General features: G+C 67.2%; 20 protein-coding genes. 5 read left to right on the top strand and 15 right to left on the bottom strand.

Annotation, left to right across the window (positions count from 1 at the left end; genetic code table 11):
* Positions 1-5 precede the first annotated feature (5 nt).
* The 15 genes from ROP_RS45300 to ROP_RS22515 form a co-directional block, all read right to left on the bottom strand.
* On the bottom strand, positions 6-125 hold the full coding sequence (locus ROP_RS45300; protein WP_043825160.1) for a DUF6893 family small protein: 120 nt from the start codon (positions 123-125) through the stop codon (positions 6-8).
* Positions 122-1531, bottom strand: coding sequence for a hypothetical protein (locus ROP_RS22580; protein WP_012691723.1), 1410 nt, complete (start codon positions 1529-1531; stop codon positions 122-124). The genes ROP_RS45300 and ROP_RS22580 overlap by 4 nt, the downstream gene beginning before the upstream one ends.
* Entirely contained in the window at positions 1528-2175 is a 648-nt protein-coding gene (locus ROP_RS22575; protein ID WP_012691722.1) for a DUF6084 family protein, read from the bottom strand. The genes ROP_RS22580 and ROP_RS22575 overlap by 4 nt, the downstream gene beginning before the upstream one ends.
* On the bottom strand, positions 2172-2816 hold the full coding sequence (locus tag ROP_RS22570; RefSeq protein ID WP_043825158.1) for a DUF5947 family protein: 645 nt from the start codon (positions 2814-2816) through the stop codon (positions 2172-2174). Before ROP_RS22570 ends, ROP_RS22575 begins: the two co-directional genes overlap by 4 nt.
* Entirely contained in the window at positions 2816-3772 is a 957-nt protein-coding gene (locus ROP_RS22565; RefSeq protein WP_050785118.1) for a NifU family protein, read from the bottom strand. The genes ROP_RS22570 and ROP_RS22565 overlap by 1 nt, the downstream gene beginning before the upstream one ends.
* Positions 3773-3782: 10 nt before the next feature.
* Positions 3783-5576: a nickel-dependent hydrogenase large subunit gene (locus ROP_RS22560; protein WP_012691719.1), complete on the bottom strand. Its 1794-nt coding sequence runs from the start codon at positions 5574-5576 to the stop codon at positions 3783-3785.
* A gap of 85 nt (positions 5577-5661) precedes the next feature.
* The gene (locus tag ROP_RS22555) at positions 5662-6717 is read right to left on the bottom strand and encodes a hydrogenase expression protein HypE (protein WP_012691718.1); all 1056 of its coding nucleotides are present in this window, start codon (positions 6715-6717) and stop codon (positions 5662-5664) included.
* A gap of 160 nt (positions 6718-6877) precedes the next feature.
* Positions 6878-7699 (bottom strand): hydrogenase nickel incorporation protein HypB, encoded by an 822-nt coding sequence (hypB, locus tag ROP_RS22550; protein ID WP_012691717.1) that lies wholly within the window; start codon positions 7697-7699, stop codon positions 6878-6880.
* Between the two features lie 5 nt (positions 7700-7704).
* Positions 7705-8034, bottom strand: coding sequence for a hydrogenase maturation nickel metallochaperone HypA (gene hypA, locus ROP_RS22545; RefSeq protein WP_012691716.1), 330 nt, complete (start codon positions 8032-8034; stop codon positions 7705-7707).
* A 231-nt stretch (positions 8035-8265) separates the two neighbouring features.
* Complete coding sequence (locus tag ROP_RS22540) at positions 8266-9705, bottom strand: IS1380-like element ISRop1 family transposase (RefSeq protein WP_050785223.1); 1440 nt, start codon at positions 9703-9705, stop codon at positions 8266-8268.
* A 31-nt stretch (positions 9706-9736) separates the two neighbouring features.
* A complete protein-coding gene (ltrA, locus tag ROP_RS22535; RefSeq protein ID WP_012690089.1) occupies positions 9737-11515 on the bottom strand; it encodes a group II intron reverse transcriptase/maturase in 1779 nt (592 codons plus the stop codon).
* A 776-nt stretch (positions 11516-12291) separates the two neighbouring features.
* The gene (locus ROP_RS22530; protein ID WP_012691714.1) at positions 12292-13440 is read right to left on the bottom strand and encodes an acetyl-CoA C-acetyltransferase; all 1149 of its coding nucleotides are present in this window, start codon (positions 13438-13440) and stop codon (positions 12292-12294) included.
* 20 nt (positions 13441-13460) lie between these two features.
* On the bottom strand, positions 13461-14072 hold the full coding sequence (locus ROP_RS22525) for a TetR/AcrR family transcriptional regulator (protein WP_012691713.1): 612 nt from the start codon (positions 14070-14072) through the stop codon (positions 13461-13463).
* 98 nt (positions 14073-14170) lie between these two features.
* Positions 14171-14974: an SDR family oxidoreductase gene (locus ROP_RS22520; protein WP_012691712.1), complete on the bottom strand. Its 804-nt coding sequence runs from the start codon at positions 14972-14974 to the stop codon at positions 14171-14173.
* On the bottom strand, positions 14971-16191 hold the full coding sequence (locus ROP_RS22515) for an acyl-CoA dehydrogenase family protein (RefSeq protein WP_012691711.1): 1221 nt from the start codon (positions 16189-16191) through the stop codon (positions 14971-14973). Before ROP_RS22515 ends, ROP_RS22520 begins: the two co-directional genes overlap by 4 nt.
* 48 nt (positions 16192-16239) lie before the next feature.
* On the opposite strand from ROP_RS22515, the gene fadD3 reads away from it, so the two are divergent.
* From fadD3 to ROP_RS22490, 5 genes are read left to right on the top strand one after another with little or no spacing between them, the layout of a single operon-like run.
* A complete protein-coding gene (gene fadD3, locus ROP_RS22510) occupies positions 16240-17787 on the top strand; it encodes a 3-[(3aS,4S,7aS)-7a-methyl-1,5-dioxo-octahydro-1H-inden-4-yl]propanoyl:CoA ligase (RefSeq protein ID WP_012691710.1) in 1548 nt (515 codons plus the stop codon).
* Complete coding sequence (locus ROP_RS22505; protein WP_012691709.1) at positions 17784-18653, top strand: enoyl-CoA hydratase; 870 nt, start codon at positions 17784-17786, stop codon at positions 18651-18653. Before fadD3 ends, ROP_RS22505 begins: the two co-directional genes overlap by 4 nt.
* Complete coding sequence (locus tag ROP_RS22500; RefSeq protein ID WP_012691708.1) at positions 18654-19814, top strand: acyl-CoA dehydrogenase family protein; 1161 nt, start codon at positions 18654-18656, stop codon at positions 19812-19814.
* Positions 19811-20779, top strand: a complete 969-nt coding sequence (locus tag ROP_RS22495; RefSeq protein ID WP_012691707.1) for an acyl-CoA dehydrogenase family protein — start codon at positions 19811-19813, stop codon at positions 20777-20779. The genes ROP_RS22500 and ROP_RS22495 overlap by 4 nt, the downstream gene beginning before the upstream one ends.
* The gene (locus ROP_RS22490) at positions 20776-21825 is read left to right on the top strand and encodes an acyl-CoA dehydrogenase family protein (RefSeq protein ID WP_012691706.1); all 1050 of its coding nucleotides are present in this window, start codon (positions 20776-20778) and stop codon (positions 21823-21825) included. Before ROP_RS22495 ends, ROP_RS22490 begins: the two co-directional genes overlap by 4 nt.
* The last annotated feature ends 14 nt before the right edge of the window (positions 21826-21839 follow it).

Here is a 21839-nt window from a genome sequence, read left to right as displayed (position 1 = left end):
TGGCCTCACATCTTGCGCATACGCAGGTACCGCTTGATGTCGGGAAGCGAGAAGACGGCGACCGCCACTCCGGCGACCGCCAGCACCGCCAGCGCGGCGGTGGTGGCCTCTCCGAGAATCTTCATGACTGTTCATCCTTTCCGGTGTCTGCCGATACGGGCTCCACCTCGTCCGGGGCGAAGTACAGATACCGGCCGTACCACTCGTGCAACTCCGAAGCGGGGTCGTCCATCAGCACGACGCCGACGTGAGTGCCCCCGTCGACGTCGGCGTGCACGGTCACCACGCGAGCGAGCTGTCCCGCGAAGAACAGGTCCTGGGCGTCGGCCCGGCGCGACGGGTGGATCCGCACGACGGTGCCCTTCGCCACCCGGACCCCGTTCACGATGACGCCGTCGACGTCGGGGCGCACCGCGGTGTCGGCGTCCGGGTCCCACCACGGCACGTCGTCGGTCAGTTCCGGGACCAGACCCATGTCCGGGAGGCCGCGCTCGGCGACGTCGGGGTCCGGGAAGTGCGGGTTTCGCAGGACGCCGTGCATCTGGGCGAGCGTCGCCGGCGACATCTGCTCGCAGCGGTCGATGATCTGCGCGGCGAGCGGGTCGGTGGCGCGGGCCTGACGCTTCTCCTCCTCGGTGAGGGTCATGACCCGCAGCGTGAGGATCTCGTCGATCTCCGTGGCGTCGAACAGGGCGCCGTCGCTCTGCTCGGCCACCTCCGGGTGGTCGTACAGGATGATCGGCGACACCAGGACGAGGTCCGTCTCCCCCGGCAGCCCGGCCAGCACGGGGTAGCAGCGTTCCTGCGTGCAGGTCGACGCGAGTTGCGCGGCGTCGTCGGGCGGCTCGAGCAGGGAAACGAACTCGGCGCCCTCGGCAGCCAGCATCAAATGCGCCCCGATCAGCGAATGCCGGATGGCCGAATCCTTCGACCACGTGCCGATCGCGTCGATCTTGACGTTCTCGATCGACACCCGCAGCAGGTCCAGTCCGTCGTGCCGGTCACTTCCGACCCGGACGACGGCGCGCAGCGGCCATCTGGTCCGCACCACGCGCCCGGCGAGGGTGCCGTCGTCCTCGCGCAATTCCTCGACGTCCACCCCACCCTCGACGTCCACGTCGAGCCTGCAGTCCTCGAGCTCCTCGCCCGGGTACGCCGCGCCCAGGTCGATTTCGCGTTCCACCGCCTCGTCCCACGACAGCCAGCTGCGGCCGGCGACGGTGAGCTCACCGACCGGCTCGAATCCGGACCCCACCGTCTTCTCGACTTCACGCACCTGGAGTTGCAGGAAACGGACGGTCACGGAGACGCCGGACCGCTGACCCGCACGTGTCCGCATCAGCGTCTGACAGGACAGGCGCGGTTCCTCGCCGACCCCCGATTCCGCCGCACCCGGCGGTCCGAGGACGCCGAACTGCCAGCGCGACTGATTCTTCGACGAGCTCGCACGATACGGATACAGCAGGTAACCCTCGTAGAGCACCGCGTCGGCCACGGCTCGTACTCGCTGCAGGGACGCCGGGGAGATCATGCGATCACCTCCCCGGCTCCCTGCAGCAGGTTTGCGATGGCGACGTCCAGTCCGAGCAGTCCGTGCGCCGCCTTGTATTTCGCCAGCGCCGCCAGTGTGTCGTGGTCGAGGCGCACCCACCCCGTGTTCGGATAGTGGGCCTGCACGAGTTCGCGCCACACGGCGACCGGCAGGTCGTAGCTCGATTCCCGGTCCCAGGGGATCCGTTCCACCCCGAATCCCGCGACCCCTCGCGTGACGACCGTTCCGCTGAACAGGAACACCAGCGGCACCGTCGACCCGGATTCGTCCAGGGCGTGCAGGTACTTCGAGGCGGTCACCTCGAAGTCGTACGTGCACGGCAGCGGCAACTCCACCACGCTCGACCCGGTGAACCCCTGGGCCACGGTGCCGGTCTGCATCCACTGGAACGGTTTGAGCGTGGACGTCCACCGTTCGCGGGGCCCGAACAGGTCGAGCAGGCCCTCCACCTCGCCGTCCGTGTAGCGGCGGCGCTGCGGGTCGATGCGCACCTGGCACCGCACGGCCATCGCATGCACGACGGCACCGCTCGACTCCGTCACCGCCACGCGCGCAGTGAGATTCGGCGCAACCGCGAACGGTTCCGGAAACACGTCCTCGACGTGGAACGACAACTCGGTCACGTCGGCTCCTTCGCGACGCGACTCCGCGCCCGCACGTCGTCGAAGAACGTGTCGATGACCCGGCGCGCGTCCTGGCCGCCGTCGAACCCCCGCCACACCCGCCGCAACTCGCCCACCAACTGGTAGCAGGCATCGATGGGGACGAGATAGCACTCGGGATCGCCCTCACCGTGTTCGGGAACCCGCAGCAACAGCGCTTCGGTATCGGCGGCGAGTTGGCCGAGCGCCGGGTTCACCGCGAGCACACCGTCCCAGGCGTCGAGGGGCAGTTCCGATTCGGTCGCGCCCGCCGGACCGGGATAGAACGCGACGGTCTTGGCGAGCAGCGAGTTCCGGAACACGAACGCGAGCCCGACGGGGATCTCCAGTTCGTCCCACCGGCCGGGTGCGAGTTCGAAGGCCGGAAACGACAGGTAGCGTTCCGGGACGGCCCGGAAGCGCAGTTCGGCGCTCTCGTCGGTGAACAGCAGGTAGCACCCACGGCACACGCACATCAGCTGCCGGTCCTGCACGTTGACGACGTGCTGGTGGGCGTCGGCGATCGGCACGGCGCACATGTCGCATCGTTCTCCGACCACCGGTCTGGGCCGCTCGGACGCAATGCGCTGCAGAATGCGCAGCCCGTTCCCCGACGAGCTCATCACGCCACCTCCGCGGCGGGCACGGCGACGGAGACGACGCCGTCGCGCACGAGGACCGGAAGCGGCGACAGCGTGTCGGCGTCCGCGTCGCCGTCGAGGCGCAGGCCCGCGCGACGCGGGTCGAAGTGCGCCCGGCACGACGGGCAGCGCAGCACCGCGTCTCCCACCTGCCCACCCGCCTTCCGTTGCAGCGTGGCCCCGGCCAGCGAGTGGGTGCAGGCGGCGCACCGGTCGCGGTAGGCGAACAACTGCTCCCCGATCCGGCACACCAGAATCGGTAGCCCGGCAACGGAGAACCCGGCCACCTCCCCGGGCGTCAGCTCCTCGAGTTCGGGCACCGACACCCACGTCCCGGTGCCGCTCGACCCGTCCGATCCGTCCGGATGAACATGGGAGAACAGCGATTCCGCAGCGATCAGCCCGGATCCTGCGGCGGGCGTGGCACCCACCACCTCGATGTCCACGGTCTCCGGTGCGGCAGCCAGTACGGCGTCCTTGACGGCGAGTTCCAGCGTCACCGCCGACGACGGACAGCTCTTACAGCTGCCGGTCAACCGAAGCCGCACCACACCGTCCACCACACCGAGCAATTCGACGTCACCGCCATGGGAGCCCAGGTAGGGGCGCACACTGTCGAGCGCGGTCGCGACCCTCGTCTCGACATCGTGCGGATGGAGTCCGTTCACCAGCAGCAGGCTGGCCACGAGTTCGTCGTCGGCGAGCCGCTCGACGAGGTCGTCGTCGCGGTCACCGATGATCTCGAGGACGCGCTGCAACCCGGCGCCGTAGAGTTCGACCACCTCGCGGACCAGTTGTTCGGCGCGATCACGTGCCACCGAGCCACCTGTCGAACTCGCGTCCAACAGGCTGTCGATCCTCTCGCCGGCTGTCCGCCACCGATCGGGGTCGTCTCCTACTTCGTCACTCCCCCACGTCTCCGATCCGCCACTCTCCATGCGTACCTCGTCACTCGCCGGTCACGGACTGGGTGGGCGAATGCAGCTTCTCCAGCGTCTTCCCCTCACCGAGATACATGTGCACACCGCAGGGCAGGCAGGGGTCGAAACTGCGGACGGTCCGCATGATGTCGATACCCTTGAAGTGCTCCCGGTCGTTCTCCTCGAAGATCGGCTGACCCTGCACCGCGTCCTCGTACGGTCCGGGTGTCCCGAAGCTGTCGCGGGGGTTCGCGTTCCACGGGGTCGGCGGATACGGGTGGTAGTTCGCGATCTTGCCGTCACGAATCACCATGTGGTGCGACAGGACTCCGCGCACCGCCTCCGTGAACCCGCAGCCGATGCCCTCGTCGGGAACCTCGAACTTCTCCCACGTCTTCGTGTGCCCGGCGCGGATCTCGGCGAGCGCCTTCTCCGCGAAGTGCAGCGCGCACGCCGCCGCGTAGGCCTGGAAGTACGTCCGCGCCCGATCCCGCTCTATCGTGTTGCTGCCGTACTGCGGGATCTTCCATTCGAATTCCACCGGACCCTTGAGTGCGGTCTTCGGCAGGTTGATCTTCACACTGTGTCCGGTCGACTGCACGTACCCGATGTCGACGAGACCGGCAAGGGCAGTGCTCCACAGCCGGGCCAGCGGCCCGCCGCCGGTATCCAGCGCGAGGTGGTCGGTGCCGTCGAACCATCGCGGCGACATCACCCAGCTGTACTTGTCCTCCATGTCGCGTTTCTGCGGGTGCGGGTTGGTGTGCTGGTTCCACGGATGCCTACGGTCGACCGGGTTCCCGAGCGGATCGTTCTTCACGAACATCTCCTGGTCGGTCCAGTCGTCGTAATACGAACTGCCCAAGAGGATTCGGATGCCGAGATTGATGTCGACGAGGGACGTCGTCACCAGTTTCCCGTCGACCACGACACCGGGCGTGACGAACATCGCCCGTCCCCACTTCTCCATGTCCTTGTAGGAGAAGTTGCACACCGCGGGATCCTGGAACGATCCCCAGCAGCCGAGCAGGGTCCGGCGCAATCCGACCTTCTCGTAGCCGGGCATCGCCTCGTAGAAGAAGTCGAACAGGTCGTCGTGCATGGGGACGACCTTCTTCATGAACTCCACATAGCGCATCAGACGCGTCGTGTAGTCGGTCATCAACTGGATCGTCGCGACCGTTCCCACGCCACCCGGGTAGAGAGTGGACGGGTGCACGTGCCGTCCCTCCATGAGACAGAACATCTCTCGGGTCCACCGGCTGACCTGCAAGGCCTCCCGATAGAACTCACCGGTGAACGGGTTGAGCGACCGCATGATGTCGGCGATGGTCTTGTAGCCGTGCTCGCCGGCATGCGGCGCCTCGGTCTTCTCGGCCTGCGCCAGCACCCCCGGATTCGTCTCGGAGACCATCTTCTCGCAGAAGTCCACGCCGACGAGGTTCTCCTGGAAGATGTTGTGGTCGAACATGTATTCCGCGGCCTCGCCGAGATTGACGATCCACTCGCCGATGTGCGGGGGTTGCACACCGTAGGCCATGTTCTGGGTGTAGCACGAACACGTCGCATGATTGTCACCACAGATACCGCAGATGCGGCTCGTGATGAAGTGGGCGTCGCGGGGGTCCTTACCCTTCATGAAGATCGAATAGCCCCGGAAGATCGACGAGGTGCTGTGGCACTCCACGACTTCCTTCTGCTTGAAGTCGATCTTCGTATAGATGCCCAGGCTGCCCACAATCCGCGTGATCGGGTCCCACGCCATCTCGACCAGGCCGTCGGATTCCGACTTGTGCGAAGGTTCCGGAATGATCGTTGTCATCGACGTACCTCTCAGTGCTCCACGGCTGGGCGGCCGCCCAGTGGGCTCGAGGCCGGCGGACCACCGCCCGAGACCTCGAGCGTGACTACCAGGTGCGTGTCGCGCCCGTGGTCAGTTTCGTACCGCGACTGCGCCAGTGCGGTTCTTTGTCCAACGTGTTCTTGGTGATCTTGCGCAGGCTCCGAATCGCGGAGCCGTACAGCCCGGACGCCGTGGTGGAGAGTTTGCCGCCCGGCGGTTCGTCCATGAACGGCATGAACTTGTCCGGGAAGCCCGGCATCGTGCACCCGATGCAGATACCGCCCACATTCGGGCACCCACCCACACCGTTGATCCAGCCCCGCTTCGGGACGTTGCACTTGACGACAGGACCCCAGCACCCCAGCTTCACGATGCACTTCGGTGAACCGTACTCGGTGGCGAAATCACCCTGCTCGTAGTAGCCGGCGCGGTCGCAGCCCTCGTGCACCGTCGCGCCGAACAGCCACTGCGGACGCAGAGCGTCGTCGAGCGGAATCATGGGCGCCTGCTCGGTGGCCATGTAGAGGAGATACGTCAACGTCTCCGACAAATTGTCCGGCTGAATCGGGCATCCGGGAACGCAGACGATCGGAATGCCCGCCTTCGACTTCCAGTCCCAGCCGAGATAATCGGGTACACCCATCGCGCCGGTCGGATTTCCCGCCATCGCGTGGATGCCGCCGTACGTGGCGCACGTGCCCGCCGCGACGATCGCCGTCGCCTTCGGAGCCAGACGGTCGAGCCACTCACTCGTCGTCACCGGCTGACCGGTCTCGGGGTTGTTGCCGAAGCCGCACCAGTAACCCTCGTCGTGAAGTTGCTCGTTCGGGATGGAACCCTCCACCACCAGCACGAAGGGTTCGAGTTCGCCGCGGTCCGCCTTCCAGAACCACTCCAGGAAGTCGTCGGCGCCGCCCTCCGGACCGTTCTCGAAGTCGATCAGCGGCCAGTGCACGGCCACTTTGGGCAGGCCCGGCAGGGCTCCCAGGGCAATCTCCTCGACACTGGGCTGCGTCGCAGCCGTCAAGGCCACCGAATCGCCGTCGCAACTGAGTCCCGCATTGATCCACAGCACGTGAATCAGGGTGTCCTCGGCGTTGATTGCTTCCTGTGTCGGCATATCAGGTCGCTTTCCGGAGTGAACACAACTCCTGTCGCCACCGGAGTCGACCGTCGGCCCACCTGTGTGGCGCTGATATTTATTTAGCTCCGCCGCGGAGCGGATGTCAACGGTCCCCGGCGCGTCGCACCGCACCGTTCGACCCGGTCGTGAAGGGGTCTCATTGCTTCGCAATCCACTCGTACCACTGCTGGATGCCCTGACCGGTGGTCGCCGACAGAGTGATCGTCCGCAAGTCGGGGTTCACCGACCGGGCATACTTCGTGCAGAGGTCGACGTCGAAGTCCACGTACGGCAACAGGTCCGCCTTGTTCACGATCACGAGGTTCGCCGCCGCGAACATGTGCGGATACTTGAGCGGCTTGTCCGTCCCCTCGGTCACCGAGATCACCACCACCCGGCTCCTCTCACCGAGATCGAACAGGGCCGGACAGACGAGATTGCCCACGTTCTCGATGAACAACAACGAGTTCGGCTCGGGGTCGAGGGCGGTCAGCGCGTCCCGCATCATCTCGGCGTCGAGATGACACCCGGCGCCCGTGTTCACTTGCACCACAGCACAACCCGTCGCCTTGATGCGATTCGCGTCGAGCATCGTCTCCTGGTCGCCTTCGACCACCGACACCCGCCGCTGCCCGCCGATGTCGGCGATGGTGCGTTCGAGCAGCGTCGTCTTCCCGGACCCGGGCGAACTCATCACGTTCAGCGCGAGCACCCCGCGTCCGGCCAGCCAGCCCCGATTGCGCTCCGCGGTGAGGTCGTTCTTCGCCAGCACCTTCTGCTCGAGCGTGACCGTCTCGGTCGGCTGCTCGTGCGGGTGTTCATGGTCGTGCGGGTGCTCGTGGGTGTGGGGGTGTTCATGGTCGTGCGGGTGGTCATGGTCGTGCGGGTGGTCATGGTCGTGCGGGTGCTCGTGGTCGTGGTCGTGGGGCACCGTGATTCTTGTTCCGGTCTCGTCTCCGCATCCGCAGGTGGCACACATATCCGTCAGCTCACTTCCATCGAGAGGATTCGCAGTTCCCGGCCCGACGTAACCTGCACGTCCGCACTTCCGCACGGACACAACAACACCAGGTCCGTGAGCACGAAGTCCTCGCCGCATTCTCTGCAGTGCGCACCGCCCGGGGTGTGGTCGATGTCTAGGCGGGCGCCGTGCGCAACGGTCCCTTCGGTGACCAGTTCGAAACAGAACTGCATCGAATCGGCGACCACCGCAGTCAGCGCCCCCACCTGCACACGCACACTGTGGACCGTCCGTCCCGCCGCCGTCTCGCAGACGGCGTCGACGACGCTCTGGGTGATTGCCAATTCGTGCATCACGACCCCGCTTACGGACTCGTCACTCTCCTGTTCGAGCGTAGCGCTTCGCACCCGTGAGTACTTATTAACCGCGGGCGGTTAATCCCGGATCCACCGATGTGGTGCGGGCCGGGTGATGGGTTCGGTTGCGGCCGTTGATGGGCTGTCGGGGCGTGGGTGATCGCCCGACCGATGTGTCGGGTTGTTCCACTGGGTCTTTCGGGTCGGGGCCGGGGGTGGCCGGGCGGATTAGGTGACCTGGGGTCTTCGATGCCGGGTGTGGGTGAAGAGTTGGTTCCATTCGGATTCCCAGGGCCAGCGCCGCGGCAGGTGCAGGGTGAGGCGGCGGGCCGAGGACGCGATCCGCGCCGGGACCGAGATCAGGGTCCGGCGGATGGTGGCGGTCGTCGCCCGCACCAGGCGGGCCCCGGTGAGGGTGGCGGCGGCGCGGGTGAGATTGAACGCCATCACCGCAAGCACCAGCCAGGCACTATTGGCGGCGAACCGCCCCGACGGCAGGTGCGCGAGCGCGGAATTCTTCAGGTCGGCGTGGACCTGCTCGATGATCGCGTGCCCGCGGTGGATCTTGTCCGCGGCCACGGTGTCCAGGACGGCGGGGTCGGTGGTGGTGAAGAACGCGTGGAACCGCCAGGCGTCGAACAACGTGCCCTGACCATCGGTGTGTTCCCGCAGGTCGGGGATGCGGCGCACCACCAACCGGCCCGGTGTCCGCTCGGAGGCGAGGCGGGTGAACGCGGTGAAGTCGATCTCGGCGACCTCGGCGCGGGAGATCCACCGGCCGGCCTGTTCGTCGTAGACGGCGTCGGTGTATTCGATCGGTGTCCACGCCGTCTCGTCGATGGCGGCGATCGCCGCCTTCACCGTCGCGGTCATCCGCACCGTGACCGAGACGTCGGCGCCGGAGCGCAGTGCCGCGGACACGGTCGGGTGCCCGTAGAAGGCCGAGTCGGCCCGCACCAGCACAGACCCCGGTGACAGCTGCGGGCGCAGGCGGCCGAGTGTGGCGAGGGCGTCGCTGACCATCCGGGATGCCCCGCGTGGGGATCCGCAGCCGCCGCGGCGCAGGCGTTGGCCGACGATCACCGGTGCCCGCCCGTCGGTGGTGGCGGTGGCGATCAGCGCGTTCAACCCCCGGACCCCCGTATATCCGTAGCCCGAACCCTGCTTGGCGTGCCCGTGCACCGGGACGATGGTGTCGTCGAGGTCGACGAGGATCCGCCCACCGACTTCGGGCCCACCGACCAGCGGTGTTCGTTCGGCCAGGCCTTGCAGGAATCGGGCGGCGACGGCGTCGAGTTGGCGGACGTGCCCGAAGGAGAACGTCCGCAGGAAGGAGCCCAGCGTCGACGGGGCGTACGGGTGGTCGAATACCGTGGGCATGGCGCCGTGCCGCAGCAGCGCCATGTCGTCGATGCTGTCGGCGCCGGCGACCATGCCCGCTACCAGTGCGGTCACCTTCCGGCCCGCGTGTGCGCCCTTGTCGGTGGGCAGCGTCAGATGCTCGTCTGCCAGGTCATCGAGGCCGCAGTCCTGAGCCAACCCCAGGACCGGGATCAGTCCGGCCTCGGCGAGGAGATTGCGGTCGTCGAACGCCGAGGCCGTCACCGGGTGGGTGTGGGATAGTTGGTCGGGTAGCCCCGACGCCTTGCGGCGCCGAGGCCCCCTCAGAACCGGACGTGCGACTTTCACCGCATCCGGCTCAAGCAAGCCCCACGGGCGTCTGTCCCCTGATTCCGCTGGACCCACTGCCCTGTCGCTCGAGTTGTCGGCAGTGGGCATGCGTGAGGCGTGTGGCCCGATCGCCGCCATGGGCGTTACCCAAGACGAGGGCAGTAGCGCGTAGCGCTCTCGTCATGGCCTTGATCCACTGTTCCCACTCTTGTGGGCTTTGTGGAGCGTGGTCGGCGTGCAGAAGGAATGTCCCGCACACGGGGCATAGCCCGCGCTGCTGGAGCAGCAGCGAGGCTGTGAGACCACCGAGTTGCGCGTATGCCTTTCGTCGCCGACGTGCCCAATACTGGTCCAGGGCAGGATCGTCAGGTGACGCGGTGCCCATGACCATGTTGTGGCGGACGATCTTCGTCCAGGCGAACTGGCGTAGGTACTTCCCGCTGTCGCGGTCGCCGAACACCCATCGGTCTGTTCTGGATGGGTTGAACGTGCCGAAGTATCGATCCACGACCCAGTTCCTCGACTTTCTCGGGTGGGCGCGCAGCGCCCACCCGTAGAGGTGTTGCCACAGATAGTGATCCACGGCGGAGAACACCTCTTTGGAGACCACGCTCCGGTAGTAGCCAGCCCAACCCCGAATGATCGGGGTCAGTTGGCGGATCACCGCTTCGGAGTTGGTTCCCCGTAGGGAACGCACCTCGTCGGCGAGCCGATGCCGGATCCGCTTCACTGCCGCTGCGCTGGGTTTGATGAGCAGTTTGCCGTCGTATCGACGGACGTTGAACCCCAGGAAGTCGAATCCTGCGTCGACGTGGACAATTCGTGTCTTGTCTTCGTTGAATTCGAGGCCCCGTGGCGTCAACCACTCACCCAACCGGTGCCGGGCCTGTTCGGCTTGGCCCTTGGTGTGACACATGATGACGAAGTCGTCGGCGTATCTCACCAGCACCGGAGCTCCTCTTGCCACGTGCGCCCCATGGGGGTCGCTACGTGTGTAGCGAACTCCAGCGGCTTCCTCCATCCCGTGCAGCGCAATGTTGAGCAGCATCGGGCTGATCACCCCACCTTGAGGGGTTCCTTCGTCGGTGGAGGTGAACCGGCCCTGCTCGATCACTCCTGCAGCCAGCCATCCGGCGACAAGCCCCCGTGCGGGGAAGGTTCCCAGATGTGCCAGCAGCCGCTCATGATCGATGCGGTCGAACGCTGCCGACAGGTCCGCGTCGAGCACCCACTGGCGCTTGGATCTGCGTCCTTTGAGCGTCCAGTAGATCGCTTCGATCGCGTCGTGACAGCCACGCCCGGGCCGGAACCCATACGAGCGTGGTTCGAACCGCGCTTCCCACTCCGGCTCCAACGCATTCGCGACACGAGCTTGTTGCACCCGGTCACGAAGCACGGGAATCCCCAGTGGACGCTGCTTTCCATTCGCCTTCGGAATGTAGACACGCTTGACCGGTCGGGCCTGCCACAGCGCAGTATGCCGGTGCAGATCCACCGCCAACTCAGCCCTGGCAGAAGAAGTCAAAACGACTTCTCCATCGATGCCCGCGGTCCTGCGTCCAGCGTTGCGCTGCGTCACCCGCCGCACACTGTGGAGCGTGTTCGACTGGCTTCGCAGCATCAGTTTCTGCAAGTTGCGGACCCGTTTGAGATCCCCTTCTTGCGACGCCTTGAAAATCCTCCGCCGCAGCCGCCGTACGTCCTGCTCCACCGAGCGCCACGAGATCGCATCCCAGTTCGTCATGACGTCTTGTGGTCCGTTCACCGAAGTGGTGTCCAACTTGTCCGCAAGTTCTGGCGCTGTCATCGTCGTCCCTTTCAAAGGCTCACCTGGCCCACGTCAGCACCCTCCACGGGTTCGAGTGTTCACTCGTATCCGGCCAGTTATCCGAACCCCGCCGTCGGAGGAGACGACATCAAATCGGGTCGGTTTCCTGTCGCCTTTCGGCCACCGGCATTAGCTTCTTGGGCCATCCTGTTCCCGCCCAGGCGTTCAGCCTTCCTCACGGTCGGCCCACCGAACCACCAGTCCGGACCAGAGCGGGGTTTCCACGTTCCACATGCGCAAGACCCGGCCGGGGTGGGTGCCGCCTCGATCCCGGGGCGACGGTGTTCATACGACCGGTCAGATGCCCCCGGTCGCCGTCTGCCGCTTCTCAACGGCCAGCCCTATACCCCGGCCCAAGCTTCCATCTATCCGAGGCTCATCTTGACGAGACGTTTCGGCGGTTCACTCACGTTCACCCGTCCGGCCTTCCCCTCACCTGCCGCCCCGGGATGGATCCAGGACAGCTTCGGCTTCTACCCCTGAGCTTCGCACCCCGCCGTTACCAGCGACGCACGTCAAGGTGGGGGGACGGGCCATCGAACACAAACCCGGGCTACGTCATCGACAACACCGCCGACCTCCAATCAACGCGCCACTTGACGCATGCGACCTCGTGTCGCACCACCCTAGAGATGCCCTTCGTGTCGATCGAACTGGTTCTGTGAGAAGTCCAATTCTTTCAGCACGCAAGGGCATCTCGCCGTTTCGACTCACCTACCCCGACACCACATCGGTGGATCCAGGTTAATAAGTACTCACAGGCGTTCGATGATGGTGGCGTTCGCGGTGCCGCCGCCCTCACAGATCGTCTGGAGTCCGTAGCGGCCGCCGGTGCGCTCGAGTTCGTTGAGGAGCGTCGCCATCAGCTTCGTGCCGGTCGCACCGAGGGGGTGGCCGAGGGCGATCGCGCCGCCGTTGACGTTCACCTTCGCCGGGTCGGCGCCGATCTCCTTGATCCACGCGAGGACGACCGGCGCGAATGCCTCGTTGATCTCGACCAGGTCGATGTCGTCGATGCTCAGGCCGGTCTTCTCCAGCGCGTACCGGGTCGCGGGAATCGGGGCGCTGAGCATGAAGATCGGGTCGGCGCCGCGGGCGCTGAGGTGGTGGATGCGGGCGCGGGGCGTCAGGCCGTACCGCTCGACCGCTTCCGGTGAGGCCAGCAGCACCGCGCTCGCGCCGTCGGAGATCTGGCTCGCGACCGCGGCCGTGAGGCGTCCGCCGTCGGTGAGGGTCTTCAGCGAGGCCATCTTCTCGAGGCTGGTCTCGCGGGGACCCTCGTCGGTGGTGAAATCCCCCACCGGCACGATCTCGCGGTCGAAGCGACCCGCGGCGATCGCCGTCCGGGCCCGCTCGTGGCTCTGCAGTGCCCAGCGTTCGAGTTCCTCGCGGCTGATGTCCCACTTGTCGGCGATCAGTTCGGCGCCGTTGAACTGCGACACCTCCTGGTCGCCGTAGCGTTCCGTCCAGCCCGTGGACCCGCCGAACGGGGTGTCGAATCCGTACTGCTGCCCGACCACCATCGCCGACGCGATCGGGATCTGGCTCATGTTCTGCACACCGCCCGCGACGATCAGGTCGGCGGTGCCGCTCAGGATCGCCTGCGCCCCGAAGTGCACGGCCTGCTGACTCGACCCGCACTGCCGGTCGACGGTGACACCGGGGACCTCCTCCGGGTAGCCGGCGGCGAGCCACGCGGTGCGGGCGATGTTGCCGGCCTGCCCGCCGATGGCGTCGACGCAACCGAAGACGACGTCGTCGACACCGGCCGGGTCGATGCCCGTGCGCTCGACGATCGCCTTGATGACGTGCGCACCCAGGTCTGCGGGGTGCACGCCGGACAGGCCACCGTTCTTCTTGCCGATCGGGGTGCGAACGGCGTCGACGATGTAGGCCTCGGTCATGGGAAAACTCCTAGTCGGTGTCAGGGACTCGCAAGTCCGTCGAGGACGATCGAGAGGTACTGCTTGGCCACGGTGTCGACCGTGACCGAACCGCCGGGCCGGTACCAGCGGACGGCGACCCAGGCGGTGTCGCGGAGGAAGCGGAAGGCGAGCTCGACGTCGATGTCGGCCCGGAACGTGCCGTCCTTCACCCCCGTCTCGAGCACACCCATCCACAGCTCGCGGAACTCGGTGTTCAGTTCGGACAGGTACGCGAAACGCTCGTTGGCGACGAGGTGCTTCACCTCGTCCTGATAGATCGCGACCGCCGAATGCGACGCGTCGATCGCCTCGTACGACGTGGTGACCAGAGCTTCGAGGGTCGCGCGAGCGTCGAGTCCGGACGCGACGATCTCGCGGTACTTGCCGAACAGGTCGTCGAGGAAGCCCCGTAGGATCTCGTCGACCATCGATTCCTTGGAATCGAAGTGGTGGTACAGGCTGCCTGACAGGATGCCTGCGGCGTCGGCGATGTCGCGGACCGTGGTGGCCCGCAGGCCGCGCTCGGCGAACAGGGTGGCCGCGATGTCGAGGAGTTCGGCCCTGCGTCCGGTCTTGTTTGCCGAATCGTCGGTGCCCTGGGGTGGAGTCATCGTTCCATCCTATCAACCAAGCGCTTGCTAGGCCTCCGGCCCTGTGCGCCTTTCTGGTTGCTCCAGCTACCAAAAAGGCGCACGGGCGGCGGAGCCGCCTACGCCCTCTGCGACGAGATCGACACGACCTCGCCGGTGAGGTAGGTGGTGTAGTCGCTGGCGAGCATGGCGATGGTGGCGGCGATCTCCCACACCTCGGCGGCTCGGCCGAAGGCCTCGTCGGACGCCAGCTTGTCGAGGAGTTCCTCACTGGTCACCTTCGCGAGGAACGCGTGCCGCGCGATGGACGGTGCGACGGCATTGATCCGGACCCCGTACTCCGCAGCCTCGATCGCGCTGCACCGGGTCAGCGCCATGACGCCCGCCTTCGCCGCCGCGTAGTGCGCCTGCGAGTGCTGAGCCCGCCACCCGAGGACGGACGCATTGTTGACCAGCACACCGTTGTGCTCGACCCCCTTGAAATAGCGCAGCGCGGCGCGGGTGGCCCGGAACGTTCCGTTCAGCGTGATGTCGAGGACGCGATCCCATTCCTCGTCGGTCATGTCGACGAGCGGGGTCTCGCCGCCGAGTCCGGCGTTGTTGACGAGGACGTCGATCCGGCCCAGCGCATCGGCCGCCCCGGCGATCAGGGCGTCCACCTGCTCCGTGCTGGAAACGTCGCACGTCAGCGCCTCGACCACCTGTCCGGGGAACTCGGCGGCCAGTTTGTCCCTTGTCTCGAGCAGACGCCGCTCGTGCCAGTCGGACACCAGGACGTCGGCGCCCTCGAGCAGGGCGCGACGTGCGGACGCGAACCCGATGCCGGTGCCGGCGGCCGCGGTGACGACGACCTTCTTCCCTTTCAGCAGGTCGTGTCCCGGCGTCTCGACGGGCGCGGTGGCGAGTGGTGAAGTGTCGGTCACGGTCGTGCCTCTCGGGGAAGTCCGAGCACGCGCTCGGAGATGATGTTGCGCTGGATCTCGTTGGATCCGCCGTAGATGGTGTCGGCGCGGGTGAACAGGAACAGCCGCTGCCATTCGCCGAGTTCGAGGTGTTCGGGATCGGCGATGTCGGACGACGGCGCGACCGGGGCGAGGAGCGACGACGCACCCTGCACCTCCATCGCCAGCTGACCGAGGTCGCGGTGCCAGTTGGCCCACAGCAGTTTCGCGACGGACGCCTCGGGCCCGGATGTTCCGGCGTCGACCGCCTCGAGGGTGCGCAGGGCGTGGGCGCGCATCACCCGTAGCCCCACCCAGGCGCGGGCGATCTTCTCGCGAATGTTCGGGTCCGATGCTGCGCCGGTCGCTTTCGCGAGGTCGACGACGCCCTGCAGTTCGCGGGCGAATCCGATCTGCTGCCCGAGCGTGGACACGCCGCGTTCGAACGTGAGCAGTCCCATCGCGACCCGCCAGCCGTCGCCGGGCTCGCCGACCACCAGATCCGCGTCGGTGACGGCGTCGTCGAAGAACACCTCGTTGAACTCGGACGTGCCGGTGAGTTGCTGGATCGGTCGGACGGTGACGCCGGGCTGGTCGAGTGGCACCAGCAGGAAGCTCAGGCCCTGGTGCCGCTTCGAGCCCGGTTCCGTGCGGCACAGCACGAATGCCCACTGGGCGACGTGCGCGAGCGACGTCCATACCTTCTGTCCGTTGATCACCCATTTGTCGCCGTCGCGGCGTGCGGTGGTCGCGACGTTCGCGAGGTCGGAACCGGCGCCCGGCTCCGAGTACCCCTGCGCCCACAGTTCGGAGACCGTGTTGATTCCGGGGAGGAAGCGACGCTTCTGCTCCTCGGTGCCGAACGCGATGAGCGTCGGCCCGAGCAGTTCCTCGCCTACGTGACTGACCCGCGCCGGCGCCCCCGCCTTCGCGTATTCCTGATGGAACACGACCTGCTGCGCGAGCGTGGCTCCGCGCCCGCCGTATTCCTTCGGCCAGCCCAGGCACGTCCACCCGGCGGCAGCCAGGTGCCGGTCCCACGCGAGCCGTTCCTCGAAGAACTCGTGCTCGCTCCCGGGGCCACCCTTGCCCTTCAGCCGGGCGAAGTCGCCGGTCAGGTTGTCGTTCAGCCACGTTCTGACGCTCTCGGCGAAGTCGTCGTCGGTGATCAGCCCGTCCGGGCTCTCGCTCTGGTCCACGTCTGTAAGATAACCTACCAAGCACTTGCTAGGTAGGTAGGGAGCCCAGTGACCGAACATCCGAGAACCATCCCGTCCGCCGTCACCCACGCCGCGCGTGAGTACGGCGAGCTTCTGGCGGTGTCCGACGGCGACGTCCGTCTGACCTTCACACAACTGCACGACCGTGTCCGCGATTTCGCCGCCGCACTCTGCTCTCAAGGCGTGCGACCGGGCGATCACGTCGCGGTGTGGTCGCCCAACACGTATCACTGGGTGGTCGCGGCGCTCGGCATCCACTACGCCGGCGCGACACTCGTCCCGATCAACACCCGCTACACCGCGCCCGAGGCCCTCGACCTGCTCGAACGCACCAAGGCCACCGCGCTGGTGGTCGCGGGCATGTTCCTCGGCACCGACCGCTACGCGGCCCTGCGGGATGCATCGGGCACCCTCGACCTGCCGACGGTCGTCCGCGTTCCCGTCGACGGCGGCGACGCCCCGACCCCGGGTGTCGTCGACTTCGACGACTTCCTCGCCCTCGCCGGCGACGACACCCGCGCCGAGGCCGACGCCCGCGCGGCCGCCGTCTCCCCCGACGACGTCTCCGACGTGATGTTCACGTCGGGCACGACGGGCCGGAGCAAGGGTGTGATGAGCGCGCACCGCCAGTCGGTGGGCATCGCGCGGGCGTGGGGCGAATGCGCCGAGGTGACGCCGGAGGACAACTACCTCATCATCAACCCGTTCTTCCACACCTTCGGCTACAAGGCCGGATTCCTGGTGTGCCTGCTGAACGGGGTCACGGTGGTGCCGATGGCGGTGTTCGACGTGCCGAAGGTGATGGCGACCGTGCACGACGAGCAGATCACCGTGCTGCCCGGCGCGCCCACGATCTTCCAATCGATCCTCGACCACCCCGACCGCCCCGAGTACGACCTGTCCAGCCTGCGGGTCGCGATCACCGGAGCGGCCGCGGTCCCCGTCGCGCTGGTGGAACGCATGCAGTCGGAACTGAGTTTCGACGCCGTCCTCACCGCCTACGGCCAGACCGAGGCCGTCGTGGTCACGATGTGCCGGACCGACGACGACCCGGTAACCGTCTCCACGACGTCCGGTCGTGCCATCCCCGGGATGGAGGTCCGGATCGGCGACCACGGCGAGATCCTGGTGCGCGGCGAGAACGTGATGCTCGGCTATCTCGACGACCCCGAATCGACGGCCAAGACCATCGACGCGGACGGCTGGCTGCACACGGGCGACGTCGGCACCCTCGACGACCGCGGCTACGTCGACATCACCGACCGCCTCAAGGACATGTACATCTCCGGCGGGTTCAACGTGTATCCCGCTGAGGTGGAGAACGCCCTTGCCAGGCTCGACGGCGTCGCGGAGTCTGCCGTCATCGGTGTTCCCGACCAGCGGATGGGCGAGGTCGGGCGCGCGTTCGTCGTGGCGAAGGCGGGTACCGCGCTCGCCGAGGACGACGTGATCGCGTTCTGCAAGGAGCGACTCGCGGGCTTCAAGGTGCCCCGCTCGGTGCGCTTCGTCGACTCCCTCCCCCGGAACCCCTCCGGGAAGGTCATGAAAAACGTTCTGCGTGAGGAGAAGAAATGACGGTTCCGGACGAGGGTGACGTCGTCACCTACGACGTGCGCGACGGTGTCGCATTCGTGACGCTCAACCGCCCCGACTACCGCAACGCCCAGAACTCGGTGATGACGTACGCCCTCGACGCCGCATTCGAGCGGGCCGTCGAGGACGACGACGTGAAGGTGATCGTCCTCGCCGGCAACGGCAAGCACTTCAGCGCCGGGCACGACATCGGCACCCCGGGCCGGGACCATCACGTCCACTACGACAACAAGGCCGTCATGTGGTGGGACCACGTGGACAAGCCCGGCGGCGACCAGCGCTATGCCCGCGAGATGGAGGTCTATCTCGGGATGTGCCGGCGGTGGCGGGAGATCCCGAAGCCGACGATCGCGATGATCCAGGGCGCCTGCATCGCCGGCGGCCTGATGCTGGCGTGGGTGTGCGACCTGATCGTGGCGTCGGACGACGCGTTCTTCTCCGATCCGGTCGTACGTATGGGCATTCCCGGGGTCGAGTACTTCGCGCACCCGTGGATGCTGGGACCGCGGTTCGCGAAGGAAATCCTCTTCACCGGTGATCGATTCACCGCGCAGCGGGCGTACGAGGTGGGCATGGTCAACCACGTCGTGCCGCGCGAGAACCTCGAGACGGAAACCCTGGCGATCGCCGGCCGCATCGCCGCGATGCCCCGGTTCGGTCTCGCGCTCACCAAGAAGGCCGTCAACCAGTGCGAGGACCAGATGGGTATGCGTAACGGCATGGATTCGGTGTTCGGCCTGCATCATTTCGCGCACGCACACAACGCCGAGGTCGACACCGACTCCCTCGGCGGCATGGACGCCAAGTCGATGGCAGCGAGCGCCCGCAACGAGAACGGGGCCAAGTAAGTGGATCTGGAGTACGACGACGCCACCCTCGCCTTCCGCGACGAGGTCCGGGCCTTCCTGAAGGCCACCGTGCCGGCCGAACCGCTGCCGTCGATGGACACCGCAGAAGGATTCGAGGCGCACCGTCAATGGGAACGCACCCTCGCCGACGCCCGGCTGTCCGTGGTGTCGTGGCCGGAGGAACTCGGCGGACGGGACGCGTCCCTGCTGCAATGGGTGGTGTTCGAGGAGGAGTACTACCGCTCCGGTGCGCCGGGACGCGTCAGCCAGAACGGCATCTTCCTGCTCGCCCCGACCCTGTTCGAGCACGCCAGCGCCGAGCAGTTGGCGCGCATCATGCCGCGGATGGCCCGCGCCGACGACATCTGGGCGCAGGCGTGGTCGGAACCCGAGTCGGGCAGCGACCTCGCGTCGCTGCGCTCCACCGCCCGCCGCGTCGACGGCGGCTGGGTCCTCAACGGACAGAAGACGTGGAGTTCCCGCGCGAGCTTCGCGGACTGGGGTTTCGGTCTGTTCCGGTCTGACCCGGACGCGCAGCGGCACAAGGGAATCACGTACTTCATGTTCGACCTGCGGTCGCCGGGCGTCACCATCCGCCCGATCGATCAGCTCGACGGCGAGCCCGGTTTCGCGGAGATCTTCCTCGAGGATGTCTTCGTTCCGGACGACCCCGCGAACCCCGGTGAGTCGGGCGTGATCGGCGGCGTGAACGAGGGCTGGCGGGTCGCGATGAGCACGGCGTCGAACGAACGCGGGCTGTCGCTGCGCAGTCCGGGCCGCTTTCTCGCGACGGTGGACCGGCTCGTCGACCTGTTCCGCGACAGCGGACGTACCGACGACACCGCCCTGCGGAACAAGGTCGCCGACGCCTGGATCGGCGCCCGCGCGTACCAGCTGAACACGTTCGGCACCGTCACCCGGCTCGCCGACGGCGGGCAACTGGGCGCCGAATCGTCGATCAACAAGGTGTTCTGGTCGGAGTGGGACATCGCCACCCACGAGACTGCCCTCGAGTTGCAGGGCGCCTCCGCCGAGCTCGCGGACAACTGGATGGACGGCTACCTCTTCTCCCTGTCCGGTCCGATCTACGCCGGCACCAACGAGATTCAGAAGAACGTGATCGCCGAGCGGCTGCTCGGCCTACCGAAGGCGGATCGATGAGATTCACACTCGACTCCTCCCACCAGGATTTCGCGTCCAGCATCGACGCGCTGCTGTCGAAGGCCGACATGCCGTCGGTGATCCGGTCGTGGAACACCGGCGACACCGGAGCCGGCCTGAAGGTGTGGCAGCGACTCGCCGAGACCGGCGTCAACGGACTACTGATCGCCGACGAACACGACGGTCTGGGCGCCGACGCCGTCGACCTCGTCGTGGCCGTCGAACAACTCGGACGCCACGCGGTTCCGGGACCGGTGGCCGAGACCGTTGCCGTCGCACCGGCCCTGCTCGCACAGGTGGCGCCGGACCGACTGTCCGCGCTGGCATCCGGATCGCTCGCCACGGTCGCGGCCCCGCCGCACGTGCCGTTCGCGGTGGACGCCGACTCCGTCGACCTGGTCCTGCTCGTCGACGGGTCGACGGTCAGCATCGGCGCGCCCGGTGCGGTGCAGAACTCGGTCGACCAGTCGCGGCGGCTGTTCCCGCTGACAGCGACCGACGTGCTGGGCGACGCCGACTTCACCGCCGCATTCGACCTCGGCGCCCTCGCGACCGCGGCCCAGTTGCAGGGGCTCGGGCAGACGCTGCTCGACGTCACCACCGATTACGCCAAGCAGCGCAAGCAGTTCGGCAAGGTGATCGGACAGTTCCAGGCGATCAAGCATCACCTGGCGGAGGTGGCGGTCGGGCTGGAGATGTCGCGGCCGCTGCTGCACGGCGCCGCGCTGGCCGTGCGGGACGGGTCCGCCGACAGTTCCCGGGACGTCTCGGCCGCGAAGGTGGCGTGCGGGGACGCCGCGTACCGGGCGGCGCGGGTGGCGCTGCAGGTGCACGGCGCCATCGGCTACACCCAGGAGCACGACCTGTCGCTGTGGCTGACGAAGGTCCGGGCGCTGGTCACGGCCTGGGGCACGCCGGCGTTCCACCGCGGCCGCGTCGTCGATGCACTGGTGGAGGTGTCATGAGTTTCGACAACGAGGAACGGGCCGCACTCCGCGAATCGGTCCGCGACCTGCTGGGCAAGCACTCCGACTCCGCCGCCGTCCGCCGGGCGATCACCACCGAGCACGGGTACGACGGCGCCCTGTGGACCAAGTTGTGCGAGCAGATCGGCGTCGCTGCGCTCGCGATCCCGGAGAAGTACGACGGCGTCGGGGCGGCGCTGCTGGAAGTCCATGTGGTGCAGGAAGAGCTGGGCCGCACGCTGACGCCGTCGCCGATGCTCGGCAGTGCGGTGCTCGCCGCGCAGGCGCTGGTGCTGTCGGGGGACGACGACGCGTGCGCCCGCCTGCTTCCCGGCATCGCTGCGGGTTCGGTGGCGGCACTGTGCTGGGCCGGCCCGGACGGGTGGGGCGGCTTCGGCGTGACGGCGTCGGGCGAGACGCTGTCGGGGACGGCGTCGTACGTGCTCGGCGGTGACGTCGCGGACGTGCTGCTCGTTCTCACGTCCGACGGCCTGTTCGAGGTGGACCCGTCGGCCGAGGGCGTGCGTCGTTCTCGCGTTTCGGCGATGGACCCGACGCGGTCGCTGTCGGAGGTCACGTTCGACGGAGTCACCGCGCGCAGACTGGTCTCCCCCACCGACCTCGTCGAGCAGTTGCGCACCATCGCACTGGTCGCGTTGTCGGCCGAGCAGGTCGGGGCGGCGGAGGCAGCGCTGCAGCAGACCGTCGAGTATGCGAAGTCGCGCAAGCAGTTCGGCCGAGTCATCGGCTCGTTCCAGGCACTGAAACATCGCATGGCCGACATGTACGCGCTCGTCGAGACGGCCCGGTCGATGTCGTACGCGGCCGCGCTGTCGGGGACGCACGACGATGCCGTCGTCGCGAAGGTGTACTGCTCCGAGGCGCTGCAACAGGTCGCGGCCGAGGCGATCCAACTGCACGGCGGCATCGCCATCACCTGGGAGCACGACGCGCAGTTGTACTTCAAACGGGCGCACGGGAGCGCACAGCTGTTCGGGCAGCCGCGGGAGTTCCTGGCCGAGCTCGCCACCGCCGCGGGGCTGTAGGCGGCTCCGCCGCC

It is taken from the genome of Rhodococcus opacus B4 (assembly GCF_000010805.1).
Classification (GTDB): Bacteria; Actinomycetota; Actinomycetes; order Mycobacteriales; family Mycobacteriaceae; genus Rhodococcus_F; species Rhodococcus_F opacus_C.
This window is presented reverse-complemented; position numbering and strand designations above follow the sequence as displayed.

What these genes read in the sequence shown, in the direction of transcription:
- ROP_RS45300 (WP_043825160.1), bottom strand. Translation starts at nt 125, where the DNA reads ATGAAGATTCTCGGAGAGGCCACCACCGCCGCGCTGGCGGTGCTGGCG.
- ROP_RS22580 (WP_012691723.1), bottom strand. Translation starts at nt 1,531, where the DNA reads ATGATCTCCCCGGCGTCCCTGCAGCGAGTACGAGCCGTGGCCGACGCG.
- ROP_RS22570 (WP_043825158.1), bottom strand. Translation starts at nt 2,816, where the DNA reads ATGAGCTCGTCGGGGAACGGGCTGCGCATTCTGCAGCGCATTGCGTCC.
- ROP_RS22565 (WP_050785118.1), bottom strand. Translation starts at nt 3,772, where the DNA reads ATGGAGAGTGGCGGATCGGAGACGTGGGGGAGTGACGAAGTAGGAGAC.
- ROP_RS22560 (WP_012691719.1), bottom strand. Translation starts at nt 5,576, where the DNA reads ATGACAACGATCATTCCGGAACCTTCGCACAAGTCGGAATCCGACGGC.
- ROP_RS22555 (WP_012691718.1), bottom strand. Translation starts at nt 6,717, where the DNA reads ATGCCGACACAGGAAGCAATCAACGCCGAGGACACCCTGATTCACGTG.
- hypB (WP_012691717.1), bottom strand. Translation starts at nt 7,699, where the DNA reads ATGTGTGCCACCTGCGGATGCGGAGACGAGACCGGAACAAGAATCACG.
- hypA (WP_012691716.1), bottom strand. Translation starts at nt 8,034, where the DNA reads ATGCACGAATTGGCAATCACCCAGAGCGTCGTCGACGCCGTCTGCGAG.
- ltrA (WP_012690089.1), bottom strand. Translation starts at nt 11,515, where the DNA reads ATGACAGCGCCAGAACTTGCGGACAAGTTGGACACCACTTCGGTGAAC.
- ROP_RS22530 (WP_012691714.1), bottom strand. Translation starts at nt 13,440, where the DNA reads ATGACCGAGGCCTACATCGTCGACGCCGTTCGCACCCCGATCGGCAAG.
- ROP_RS22525 (WP_012691713.1), bottom strand. Translation starts at nt 14,072, where the DNA reads ATGACTCCACCCCAGGGCACCGACGATTCGGCAAACAAGACCGGACGC.
- ROP_RS22505 (WP_012691709.1), top strand. Translation starts at nt 17,784, where the DNA reads ATGACGGTTCCGGACGAGGGTGACGTCGTCACCTACGACGTGCGCGAC.
- ROP_RS22495 (WP_012691707.1), top strand. Translation starts at nt 19,811, where the DNA reads ATGAGATTCACACTCGACTCCTCCCACCAGGATTTCGCGTCCAGCATC.
- ROP_RS22490 (WP_012691706.1), top strand. Translation starts at nt 20,776, where the DNA reads ATGAGTTTCGACAACGAGGAACGGGCCGCACTCCGCGAATCGGTCCGC.